Consider the following 12,095-nt stretch of genomic DNA (forward strand, 5'->3'; position numbering starts at 1 on the left):
TCGATAATAGCATGGAAACGACGATAAAGAAACCTAGATTGACCATTGCGGAAATCTTTCACATGAGCTTCGGCTTTCTAGGTATTCAAATGGGTTTTGCATTGCAAAACGGAAATGCTTCACGCATTTTGCAAACCTTCGGCGCAGATGTAGAACATTTGTCGCTCTTTTGGCTGGCTGCGCCTTTAACGGGGATGATTGTACAGCCGATTATTGGGCATTATAGCGATCGTACTTGGAATCGCTTAGGTCGACGTCGACCATATTTTTTTGGTGGTGCGCTGTTCACAGCCATCGCATTGATATTTATGCCGAATTCTGCCGTTTTGGCTGCGATGTTACCGCCCTTGTTAATCGGTGCGGGGATGTTGATGATTATGGATGCATCCATCAATGTCACCATGGAACCTTTTCGTGCATTAATAGCTGATAATTTACCCAGCGAACAGCGAAGTTTGGGATTTTCCATGCAAACTTTCCTGATCGGATTGGGTGCGGTTTTGGGATCCTGGTTTCCTTATATTCTTGCTGAATATGGAGGCGTTTCCAAGGTAGCAGAAACAGGCTTTGTGCCGAATAATGTAATTTATTCTTTTTACGTTGGTGCGGCGGTTTTGCTGATTAGCGTGCTATGGACGGTATTCACAACGAAGGAATATTCTCCCGAAGAATTGGAACGTTTTGAATCCGGCGAAGGGCAAGCAGAAATGGATAATACAGTTAAACGCGGATTTTTCGTTGGGTTAGCAGAAGATATTAAAAACATGCCAACTGCTATGCGCCAACTCGGCGTGGTGCAATTTTGTTCTTGGTTTGCGTTATTTCTGATGTGGGTTTTTTCTACGCCAGCAATTGCTGAACATATCTACAATGTGCCTGCCGGAGATACTACTTCGGTTGGTTATGCGGATGCGGGTAATTGGGTTGGTGTTTTGTTTGGGATTTATAATGCGGTATCGGCGGTGTATGCTTTGTGCTTGCCGAGCATTACGCGAAAGATCGGTAGAAAAGCTACGCATGCATTGTCATTAACGATCGGAGGATTAGCGCTCGGCTCCATTTACTTTATGAGCACACCGGAAATGCTGATTCTTTCTATGGTTGGAATTGGAATTGCTTGGGGAAGTATTTTGGCAATGCCGTATGCGATATTGAGCGATAGTTTGCCGGCGCGGAAGATGGGCTTGTATATGGGCTTGTTTAATTTCTTTATCACCTTTCCACAAATCGTTAGTGGATTAACCAGTGGATATTTAATCAAATATGTGTTTCAAGGGCAAGCCATTTATGCATTGCTTGGGGCAGGATGTTTGATGATTATCGGAGCGATCAGCGTACGAAGGATTAAGGCGTAAAATAGGAAATCAGAACAAAATTTGGTAGATGATACCGCATTCGCTTGAGTAATAGCAAAGGATCGAAATTTACTAAAAATTTCGATCCTTTGCTATCTGGTTAGTTTAGATTTGAAAACCAAATTGTTATGAAATAGCTAAAATTGATTTTTGAGATAGATGCTTTTTGAAGGGTAGTTGTAATTCTGATGATGATTTACACATGCCTATATGGTTAGAAATTGAAATGTATTTATTCGTTATTAACTTGTTCTGTTTTTATATTCTTATAATTATGAAAAAATACAATGAGATGCCGATAAGTATATTATTGATTACAGATGGCAGTAGAGTCGGTGTAAAGTACATGAACAGATTACTGAGATATTAAATGACAGTTAAAAATGTTATTTCAAGTACAAATTTATGCTCCGATTTTACTTTTTAAATTTCCACTATTTGATTAATAGAAGTATAATTAAGGTTTTATAAAATCTAAATTTTGTGAAGTCTAGATGAAAAAAAATATTTAACGATAATTTTCTCTATATTGTGCTATAATGAATAAGCCACAAACCTTTATACTGTGAAAATTATATTGATACCAATTCGTACAACTACAATTATTAAAGTAATTCCCTACTTATTATTAGTTATCACAACAGCAATATGCATGAACACTAGTTTTGCATGTGACAAAGAGATCCGTAACGAAGGGGATTCAGGACTCTTTGAATTGACAATTGATATTAATCAACTGAAAAATCGTTCTGGTAAATTCTTGATAATGATTGGAGGAAATTTAATCTTACCAGAAGCTGAAAATAACGTCATAAAAATAACCACACAATTAAACGAACCGCGTAGGTCATTTTTGACGTTTTATCCGGATGATGTAATTAGTAAAAACCCCAGCAAAGGTCTGAATGAAATTGCAGCAGAATTGGATGATTTTTACAATTTCATGGCTGAGGCAAGTCAATGTCATATTATAACCGATAGTGTTATTGCAAAAAGCAATATTATTAATCCCACAAATGCTCAAAAGGAATATGCACTACTCTTAAAATTAAAAAATGGTTTTCAAGAAGTCATCGAAGAAAAATATATACAACTACTTAATGAGTATCCGGAAATCGATGACAAAAAATATAAAGACTCCATCGTACGACCGATTGTGATGGATTTTGCGCGTAAGCAATATCCAGTTTATTATAACGATAAAATTCTGAACTTTATAAAGGATCATCCCGGCTCTCCGGCATCAACTGTAGAACTTGAAGAATATTGTTATAGTCCGGGAATGGATATACAAACCCTTAATATCCTATACAACAATCTTTCAAAAAGGATAAAAAATCTACCAACAGGACGGAGAATTAACAATTTTATAACCTCGAAAGTATTTGGTACAGATATCCTTGGTATGGAAGCGATAGATTTCACTCAAACAGATTGGAATGGAAATCAACGAACATTATCTCAACTTAGGGGAAAAACTTTACTAATTGAATTTTGGGCTAGTTGGTGTGGCGCTTGTTTGGCAGATTTGCCTTCCCTTAAAAATATTTACAATAAGCATAAAGGTGAAAATTTTGAAATTATCGGCATATCTCTAGACACGGATCGTGAAAATTGGATAAAAGCTATTCAGAGGGAAAATTTAAAATGGTTAAATGTTTCGGATTTGCAAGGATGGAATAATGTCGTAGCGAAACAATACAAAATTTCCGGAATACCATCAAACTTCTTGATCGATGAAAAGGGCGCGGTCGTAGGATTCAATCTTAGTGAGGAAGAGCTAGATCGTCAATTAAGCAAGGCGAAATAGTTTTTAAATTCTCTCTATGTCAATAATAATAATAATAATAATAATAATAATAATAATAATAATAATAATAATAATAATAATCGATTCAACAGGATAACGAAATGATAGCAAATANTTATTTCATATTACTAGATTCTTTTTAGAAAGCCACTTCAATCTTTTCATTATCTATAGTGGTCATGTTCTTGACATATATCGTTGCACGTGCTTCTCATATCTCGAAAAATTAAAATAAAAGCAATGTTTAAAATAATACACGATCAACAAATAAAACTCATTAAGGCTATTTCACTATTAACCCTTATTATTTGTCCCTTAATATCTTGCGGTCAAAAGATTGAATTTCGGGTTGAGGGCAAATTTGATAAACCATTCCGCGGAACCCTTTATCTATTCTATAATTCTATAATTGATAGTGTTTTGGTGAACGGCTTGGAATATGCGTTTACAGGTGCTATCTCAGGGCCCACGGAGGCTTCATTAAGAACAAAAAATGGATTTTCTTCAGGATATTTATATCTTGATAAAGGTATTACTAAAATCGTTTCAACTATAGATTCTTTAGAAAACGGACCTGTTCTAACTTCCGTTAAGCATGTTTCGGGCAATGAAACACACGACGTAGTAATACCAAAGATGCTTAATGCAATGGATCAAACTAAATTGGAAATGTTACTTGATGTCGGCAAGACGGAAGAGATTGTCAATACAACACGTGAGTTATTAGAGGAGTTTCCTAATCATCCCCTATCAGCTGAAATACTTTCCAGCTTTGCAAGCATGGATTTTATCACTATATATGAAATTGAATCTCTTCTTGGTATATTAAATAAAGAAGCAATACCCCAAAAAAGTTTGGAGGAGATTAATCAAGCGATTGAAAAAAAGAAAATATATCGGGTTGGCTCCCAACTGTTCGACTTTGGGTTTACCGATAAAAATAATAGACTATATTCTATAAACGACTTTAAGGGAAAGTATCTTTTAATAGAATTTTGGAGCGCAGGTTGTGATCCCTGTAGGGCTGAGCATCCGTTTTTAATTAATACTCGCGAGCAGTACAGTGAAAAATTCGAAATTTTAGGTGTATCATTCGATACAAATGACGGCGTTTGGCATCAAGCTGTTTTAGAGGATCAACTCACTTGGGTAAACACTCGTATTAAAAATGAGGTTGACAAAGCTGTAATTGAGAAACTTGGTATATATTTTATCCCTTCGAATTTTCTATTAGACCCAAGCGGTCGTATACTTGCTGTGAATATAAAAGCTAGACAATTGAAATCACGTTTAGACACGGAATTAAATAGCAAAGTGAACGGCGAAAAGTTATGAAATTACAATCTTAAAATGGTGTATTTTGTCGACCTGACCATCGGCTAGGGTTTCATTGATCAGTGCTTTGCTGAAATTGCTGGTAAAACTATTCAATAATATACAAAATATCACTGATTCTATTGAAGTTGTTTATGGTGAGTATTTGTTTTAAAAATCTGATGTTAAATTAATTGTCTTTGCGTATTACAGATGCTATTTTTTGAATAATTTAACCTTAGTATTAATCGAACTCAGGTTGTTCGTATGATCTTTAGCCTTTATAAAGTTGATGATCGAAAGAGCCGATGATTTGTTTGTTTATCTTCTGCTTTGCTTCGCCGAAGCCATTTTCTAAGAATTGTCACCTTATTTTTGCCACTGATTATTTGGCTGCTACAAAAAAGAGAAAGCAAACTTTTAAAGTTTGCTTTCTCTTTTTACAGTGCGTTTCACCCGAACGGCTGGCTTAAGTGCAAGCTTTGTTTCGTGCTGCCGTTCTAAATATTGTATAATTTCGCTAGCAATATCTTTTCCAGTTGCAGTTTCAATCCCTTCTAATCCCGGAGAAGAATTCACTTCCAGAATGAGCGGTCCGCGATCAGATGCCAACATATCCACTCCTGCTACGGTCAATCCCATCGCTTTCGCTGCAGATATTGCTGTTTCTTTCTCTTTTCGCGTAAGCTTAATCACTTCCGCACTTCCACCACGATGCAAGTTTGAACGAAATTCACCTTCCTTCGCTGTACGTTTCATAGCTCCGACCACTTTTCCGTCTACCACGAATGCACGAATATCCGAACCTTTCGATTCTTTAATGTATTCTTGAATTAAGATATTATTTCCCAATCCGTAGAAAGCTTCAATAACAGATGATGCTGCTTTTTTAGTTTCCGCCAAAACAACACCAATTCCTTGAGTACCTTCCAATAACTTGATTACCAGCGGAGCGCCTCCAACCATGCTAATCAAATCATCTACATCCGATGCGGTACGTGCAAAACCCGTAATCGGCAAACCAAGTCCGGCGCCCGAAAGGATCTGCATACAGCGCAGTTTATCGCGCGAACGCGTGATAGCTTGACTCGGATTTGCAGAAATAACGTCCATCACTTCGAATTGACGAACAATAGCCGATCCATAGAAAGTGACAGAAGAACCAATACGCGGAACGATCGCGTCAATCCCGGCAATATCTTGACCTTTGTAGTGAATGCTCGGCTTATCCTGTTGGATACCGACATAACATTTACTGTGATCGATTACGACGCATTCATGACCGCGAAGTTCTGCGGCCTCCACCAAACGTCGTGTGGAATACAAATTTTTATTTGTAGATAAAATGGCGATTTTCAAAACGTACTTTTTTTAGAAAACAAAGAATGGGTGGATTAGTTTTATCGGGTATTCTTGCCTAAGTTTCTTTTAGATACATCTACCAAAAACTTTCCGGTGATGAAGTTCCGCCCCAATAACATGGGATAAGTCATCGCAGAACGATCACGAAATGATAGCTTGATATCGTATAATTCGTTGAACAATTTAATTTTCGTGAGAAAGATATGTCGGGTTTCCGATTGTCCGAAAGAACTTTTTACCGTTCGCTCTCGATGTACAGGCAATCGAATTTCCAATGTTTCGTCGGAATCTTCAGATGTCGCAATATGCGCCACAATAAACGCGTGCCCATTTTGCTCAATCACCTCCATGTCCTCACAATGCACTACCGAGGTTTCCGCTCCAGTGTCGATCTTCGCAGGCAGATTATAAAGCCCCAACTCGGGTAGATCAACAATTTCCGTACGTCCTATGGTCTTTTTTTCTCTCACTTCACGAATTTAAGTCCGTTAATGATATATAAATTCGCCGTATGGCGATTGAATAGTTACTTGTTTTTGTTCTGAAGATTCTACGCGACCGATGATTTGCGCATCGATGCCAAATGATTCAGAAATAGCGATAATGTCCGCAGCAATAGCTTCCGGCACATACAATTCCATGCGGTGCCCCATGTTGAATACTTTGTACATTTCTTGCCAATCTGTTCCAGATTCTTTTTGAATCAATTCAAAAAGCGGAGGAATAGGGAAGAGGTTATCTTTGATTACATGCACCTTGTCCACGAAATGCAATACTTTCGTTTGCGCACCGCCGGAGCAATGCACCATGCCATGAATTTGAGCGCGATGCTGATCCAATATTTGTTTGATCACAGGAGCATAAGTACGCGTCGGCGATAAAACCAATTTTCCGGCTGTGATTTCCTGACCATCGCCAATAGCAATGTTTTCTGTCAAGGAGCGGCTGCCGCTAAACACCAGATCATAAGGAACTGCCGGATCAAAGCTTTCTGCGAATTTTTCAGCGATTGCTTTATTAAACACATCGTGGCGTGCAGAAGTTAGTCCGTTTGAACCCATTCCACCGTTGTATTCCTTTTCGTAGGTTGCTTTTCCATACGAAGCTAATCCAACAATCACATCACCGGATTGAATGTTGTGATTAGAAATCACTTCCTCGCGTTTCATCCGGCAAGTTACCGTGCTATCCACGATAATTGTACGTACGATATCGCCCACATCAGCTGTTTCGCCACCTGTAGAGTAGATGCCGATTCCCATTTCGCGAAGTTCCGCCAAAATTTCTTCTGTTCCGTTGATGATTTCCGCAATCACTTCGCCCGGAATTAAGTTTTTGTTGCGACCAATGGTCGATGAAAGTAAGATGTTATCTGTCGCGCCAACGCATAACAAATCATCCAAATTCATGATGATTGCATCTTGCGCAATACCACGCCAAACGGATGCGTCGCCAGTTTCTTTCCAATACACATACGCTAAGGAAGATTTCGTCCCCGCGCCATCTGCGTGCATGATGTTGCACCAAGCATCGTCACCGCCCAATATATCGGGAATGATTTTGCAGAAAGCTTGTGGATAGAGTCCTTTATCAATGTTTTTGATAGCATTGTGTACGTCCTCTTTTCCGGCCGAGACACCTCGTTGATTGTATTTTAAGTCTGACATGTTAAGGGCAAAAATAGGGAATAGGAAAGTAAAATAAAAATCCCTTTCCGCGTAAGAAAGGGATTCCTGTATGATTTAAAACGTATGTGTTTAGTGTTTGAAATGTCTAACGCCAGTAATGACCATCGCGACGCCTTTTTCATTAGCCATATCTACCGATAATTGATCTTTAATTGATCCGCCCGGTTGCAATACTGCCGCAACACCGTTCTCGCCAGCGATTTCCACGCAATCTGGGAAAGGGAAGAACGCGTCAGAAGCCATAGCACTTCCGTTGACATCAAAACCGAAAGATTTTGCTTTTTCGATTGCCTGTTTCAACGCATCCACACGCGAAGTTTGTCCAACACCGGAAGCAATCAACGTATTATCTTTTGCAAAAACAATGGTGTTCGATTTGGTATGTTTTACGATTTTATTCGCGAAGTGCAAATCCGCCAATTGAGATTCCGTCGGTTTGATTTCCGTAACGGTGGTCATTTGATCCGGACCTTCCAATGTGTTGTCTTTATCTTGCAAAATCACGCCGTTCAACAAGGTTTTGAACTGCTGTTCCGGCAATTTCACTTCGTTGCGTTTCAGGATAATACGGTTTTTCTTAGCAGTCAAGATCGTTAACGCATCAGCATCATAAGCTGGTGCGATCAATACCTCAAAGAAAAGATTGTTGATTTCCGTTGCAGTCGCCGCATCGATTGTTGCGTTGGTAATTAAAACGCCACCAAAAGCCGAAACCGGATCACATGCCAAAGCTGCTGTCCATGCTTCTTTCACGGTCGGGCGAGATGCAACACCGCACGCGTTTGTATGTTTTAAGATTGCAAATGTAGGATCTTGAAATTCATCAATAATTGCTACCGCTGCATCTACATCAACCAAGTTGTTGTAAGAAAGTTCTTTACCATTCAACTTCTCGAACATTTTATCTAAATCGCCAAAGAAAACACCTTTTTGATGTGGGTTTTCACCGTAACGTAATACTTGGCTTTGTTGTGTAGATTGTTTGAAGACTGGAAGTGGATCTTCTTGATTGAAGTAATTGAAGATCGCCGTGTCGTAGTGCGATGAAGTATTGAAAGCGCGTTTCGCAAACGACTTACGTTGTTCCAACGATGTTTCGCCCGCTTGTGCGGCCAGGATTTCCTCTAATTCTTTGTAATCGTTTTTCGAAGAAATGATCACAACATCATTGAAGTTTTTCGCTGCTGCGCGGATTAAAGAAATACCACCAATGTCGATTTTCTCGATAATATCCTGCTCCGAAGCGCCTGAAGCTACCGTTTCTTCGAACGGATATAAGTCCACGATTACCAAGTCAATTTCCGGGATTTCGTATTGCTCCAATTGCTCTTTATCGCTTTCCAACGGACGACGAGAAAGAATTCCGCCAAATACTTTTGGGTGTAAAGTTTTTACACGGCCACCTAAAATCGATGGATAGGAAGTCAAATCTTCTACACGTTCTACGCCGATACCTAAATCCTTGATAAAGGATTCCGTACCGCCGGTAGAGTAGAAAGTTACTCCATATTTGTTCAATAATTCAATTAGAGGAGCCAATCCGTCTTTGTAGTAGACAGATACCAAGGCATTTTTGATCTTTACGGCGTGGGTCATTATCTTCTTACTTATGAAGCCGCAAAGGTAATAATTACGACGGATTTAGTTGTATTTCTTGAGCAAGTTTTCGATGACCTTCGGATAATGCACGTGTTCCAACTGCTGACCCTTAAATTTGATGACTTCCAGCGTGTCGTTTTCTTCCACAGTGAAGCGCGCTTGATAAATATGTTCACCTTCATCAAAATGTTCGTTGACGAAATGAATGGTGATACCGTGTTCTTTTTCGCCTGCCGACAAAACCGCCTTATGCACGCGATCTCCGTACATGCCTTTTCCACCGAATTTTGGCAATAGAGCGGGATGGATGTTGATGATTTTGTTAGGAAATGCGCGCAATAAATTGTCGGGAACCAACAGCAAAAATCCGGCAAGCACCACCAAGTCAATTTCCAAACGTTTTAATAGGTCAACTACTTCGTCGGTTTCGTAAAACGCTGTTTTATCAAATAAATGGGAGGGAATTTCAAAATTGTCCGCTCGTTGTAGCACATAAGCGTCCGGATTGTTACTTAATACAATAGCCACCTCCGCGTGGTCTGCATATTTGAAATGTTCCATGATTTTTTGAGCGTTGGAACCTGATCCGGAGGCAAAAATAGCAATACGTTTTTTCACGAAAATCAATAATAATAGATACCGAAAATCTTGTTATATCCAAATATAGGTTTTTTTTGACCCAAAAACCTCATATTCTCTATTAATAACGGACTAAGCCAATAAAAGAATGGAATCGCTAAAAATCATTTTTACTACAGTAAGCTTTTCTGTAATCCCGAATTGTTGTTTCCAATTGGTCTAATATTTGCCGAAATGCGTAATATGGGAAAAAGAATAATAACAATGATCTTGGTTGCTTGCACGATGTTGTTCAGCTTTTCGTCGTGCTACACACACGGCCCTAGACATGGACGTGGACCAAGACACGGTCACGCAAAAGTGCACAAAGGAAAACATCATGGGGCAAGATATCATAAAAAGGGGAAGGGAAAAAAATGGCGTGCACCTGGTGGGAATGAACGTCTAGCACCTAGACGACGGTAAATGTCTTATTCTTAAATTATTTAAACGCGCTCCATCATATTTCGGAGCGCGTTTTTGCTGTAAAAGATAAGTGCGTACGGAATTTTATGGCTGAAGAGAGCTTAATAATGTTACTTTATTATGCATAAATATTCATTTGGGACAAAAATATTTTTAGATTACACCCGATAGCTCACATAGCGTCCAACTTATGATTGCAACTTTCTTCCGAAACTACTACGTACACATCTTCGTATGGTTCATGATATTTACGCTTCCCTTTGTAAATCTTCTGTATGAACCTGAAAAGATGCAAGATTTCGATCCGTACCTTCTCAAATCGCATACGTTGAATGTATGCTTTCTTTGCTCAGCGTTTTATTTACTGAGTAAATACCTAGCTCCGAAATTTTTCTTCCACCAGCGCGCTAAGTTTATTCTATTTACGATAGCTGGTTTGCTCTGCTATATCGCGATAAACTACCTTTTGATAGCTGGCAATCCGAATGGCGACTTTGCCAAAATGGAACGGGAAGGTTTAGTGGTCGTTCGATTGTTTGTCGGTCCTAGTATCATTTATTTTCTGTGTGTTATTATCGGCAACATGCTGTTTTTTTACAATGAACAAGACCGTCAAAAAGAACTGAATAAGCAAATTCAGTTACAGAAAACCACCGCAGAACTTAACTTGTTGAAATTGCAGATCAGCCCGCACTTTTTATTTAATACCCTCAACAATATTAGGTGGCAAGTGCGGAAGCAACCGTTGGAATCGGAAGATTCTATCTTCAAGTTGTCCGAAATACTGCGCTATATTCTCTATGATGTGGGCGATAATCGGGTTGAGTTGCAAATGGAGATTCAGCACATCAAAAATTTTATGGAGCTGCAAAGATTAAGGTTCCCCGTTGAAGGTCGAGCCGAACTATCCGTTGCACCGGATCTCCAAAATCATTGGGTTCATCCGTTACTATTCATTCATTTCATAGAGAATTCCTTTAAATTTGGTGTCGACAGCGAGACGCCACCGGATATCTATTTCCATTTTGAAACAACGCCTGATCGAATTATCTTTCAGTCTAGGAATAAAATTTTGATACAAGCTAGCAGAGAAGATAGCACAGGTATTGGACTGAATAATGTCAAGAGACGGTTGGAGTTGTTATATCCGGATAAACATGAGCTTATTATCTCTAAAGAGAATGGATTTTTTGATGTATTGCTGAATATAAAATGCCATGGTAATTAGGTGTATATTGATAGACGATGAGCCGTTTGCGCTGAATCTCTTAGAAGATGATCTATCCATGTTTCCGAATGTTGAGGTGTTAGCCAAATTTACGAGTACGTTACCTGTTCGGGAATATTTGCGTGCGCATGAGGTGGATTTGATATTTACGGATATCCAAATGCCCGAAATATTGGGTACCCAATTTATCCGAAGCCTAGAAACTATTCCTTTGGTCATATTTACAACCGCTTATCATCAATACGCCGTCGAAGGTTTTGAATTAAACGTGGTCGACTATCTTACCAAACCGATCCGCAGAGAGCGATTGGGCATCGCGTTGGAGAAGGTGTCTGCGCGATTGGAAATCGCCAAGAATGCATTGCATAACCAAGTGAGCGATTACTTTACCATTAACGTAGAGTATCAAAAAGTGAAGATTTTGGTGGATGACGTTAGTTATGTCGAAGGGCTGAAAGATTATGTGAAGATTCACTTGTTGAGTCGAGCGCAACCACTTTTGACGCGAATGAATCTGCGCGGAATGGAGGAGGTGCTTTCCAAGTATGCTTTTGTTCGCATTCATAATTCATTCATTGTAAATACCAGCAAGGTTTCGGCTATTCACAACAGCAAATTATATATAGGAGAAACGTGTTTGCCCATCGGTAAAAAGTATGCGGAATCCATCCGACATTTCAATTCTTGATCAAATG

At 39.1% G+C, this 12,095-nt stretch carries 10 protein-coding genes; 5 read left to right on the forward strand and 5 right to left on the reverse strand.

Going from position 1 to position 12,095, the window contains the following annotated elements:
- Positions 1-11 precede the first annotated feature (11 nt).
- From ACFSQ3_RS13985 to ACFSQ3_RS13995, 3 genes are all read left to right on the forward strand, one after another.
- The gene (locus tag ACFSQ3_RS13985) at positions 12-1,355 is read left to right on the forward strand and encodes an MFS transporter (RefSeq protein ID WP_380870190.1); all 1,344 of its coding nucleotides are present in this window, start codon (positions 12-14) and stop codon (positions 1,353-1,355) included.
- A gap of 565 nt (positions 1,356-1,920) precedes the next feature.
- On the forward strand, positions 1,921-3,165 hold the full coding sequence (locus tag ACFSQ3_RS13990; RefSeq protein WP_380870191.1) for a TlpA family protein disulfide reductase: 1,245 nt from the start codon (positions 1,921-1,923) through the stop codon (positions 3,163-3,165).
- Between the two features lie 240 nt (positions 3,166-3,405).
- A complete protein-coding gene (locus tag ACFSQ3_RS13995) occupies positions 3,406-4,500 on the forward strand; it encodes a thioredoxin-like domain-containing protein (RefSeq protein WP_380870192.1) in 1,095 nt (364 codons plus the stop codon).
- Between the two features lie 399 nt (positions 4,501-4,899).
- Here the strand turns inward: ACFSQ3_RS13995 and rimK are convergent, their stop codons facing one another.
- The 5 genes from rimK to purN form a co-directional block, all read right to left on the reverse strand.
- Positions 4,900-5,838, reverse strand: a complete 939-nt coding sequence (gene rimK / locus ACFSQ3_RS14000; RefSeq protein ID WP_380870193.1) for a 30S ribosomal protein S6--L-glutamate ligase — start codon at positions 5,836-5,838, stop codon at positions 4,900-4,902.
- A 41-nt stretch (positions 5,839-5,879) separates the two neighbouring features.
- The gene (locus ACFSQ3_RS14005; protein ID WP_380870194.1) at positions 5,880-6,311 is read right to left on the reverse strand and encodes an ATP-dependent zinc protease family protein; all 432 of its coding nucleotides are present in this window, start codon (positions 6,309-6,311) and stop codon (positions 5,880-5,882) included.
- 18 nt (positions 6,312-6,329) lie between these two features.
- On the reverse strand, positions 6,330-7,508 hold the full coding sequence (locus ACFSQ3_RS14010; protein WP_380870195.1) for an AIR synthase related protein: 1,179 nt from the start codon (positions 7,506-7,508) through the stop codon (positions 6,330-6,332).
- 90 nt (positions 7,509-7,598) lie between these two features.
- On the reverse strand, positions 7,599-9,125 hold the full coding sequence (purH, locus tag ACFSQ3_RS14015) for a bifunctional phosphoribosylaminoimidazolecarboxamide formyltransferase/IMP cyclohydrolase (protein WP_380870196.1): 1,527 nt from the start codon (positions 9,123-9,125) through the stop codon (positions 7,599-7,601).
- A 45-nt stretch (positions 9,126-9,170) separates the two neighbouring features.
- On the reverse strand, positions 9,171-9,746 hold the full coding sequence (purN, locus tag ACFSQ3_RS14020) for a phosphoribosylglycinamide formyltransferase (RefSeq protein WP_380870197.1): 576 nt from the start codon (positions 9,744-9,746) through the stop codon (positions 9,171-9,173).
- A gap of 616 nt (positions 9,747-10,362) precedes the next feature.
- Between purN and ACFSQ3_RS14025 the strand changes: the two genes are divergently transcribed.
- Positions 10,363-11,400: a sensor histidine kinase gene (locus ACFSQ3_RS14025; protein ID WP_380870198.1), complete on the forward strand. Its 1,038-nt coding sequence runs from the start codon at positions 10,363-10,365 to the stop codon at positions 11,398-11,400.
- A complete protein-coding gene (locus ACFSQ3_RS14030) occupies positions 11,390-12,088 on the forward strand; it encodes a LytR/AlgR family response regulator transcription factor (protein WP_380870199.1) in 699 nt (232 codons plus the stop codon). Before ACFSQ3_RS14025 ends, ACFSQ3_RS14030 begins: the two co-directional genes overlap by 11 nt.
- The last annotated feature ends 7 nt before the right edge of the window (positions 12,089-12,095 follow it).

It is taken from the genome of Sphingobacterium corticis (assembly GCF_042684745.1).
In the GTDB taxonomy this organism is placed as follows: domain Bacteria; phylum Bacteroidota; class Bacteroidia; order Sphingobacteriales; family Sphingobacteriaceae; genus Sphingobacterium; species Sphingobacterium corticis.

Excerpts from the sequence above, each read along its gene's own strand:
- ACFSQ3_RS13985 (WP_380870190.1), top strand. The coding sequence starts at position 12 with ATGGAAACGACGATAAAGAAACCTAGATTGACCATTGCGGAAATCTTT.
- ACFSQ3_RS13995 (WP_380870192.1), top strand. The coding sequence starts at position 3,406 with ATGTTTAAAATAATACACGATCAACAAATAAAACTCATTAAGGCTATT.
- ACFSQ3_RS14010 (WP_380870195.1), bottom strand. The coding sequence starts at position 7,508 with ATGTCAGACTTAAAATACAATCAACGAGGTGTCTCGGCCGGAAAAGAG.
- purH (WP_380870196.1), bottom strand. The coding sequence starts at position 9,125 with ATGACCCACGCCGTAAAGATCAAAAATGCCTTGGTATCTGTCTACTAC.
- ACFSQ3_RS14025 (WP_380870198.1), top strand. The coding sequence starts at position 10,363 with ATGATTGCAACTTTCTTCCGAAACTACTACGTACACATCTTCGTATGG.
- ACFSQ3_RS14030 (WP_380870199.1), top strand. The coding sequence starts at position 11,390 with ATGGTAATTAGGTGTATATTGATAGACGATGAGCCGTTTGCGCTGAAT.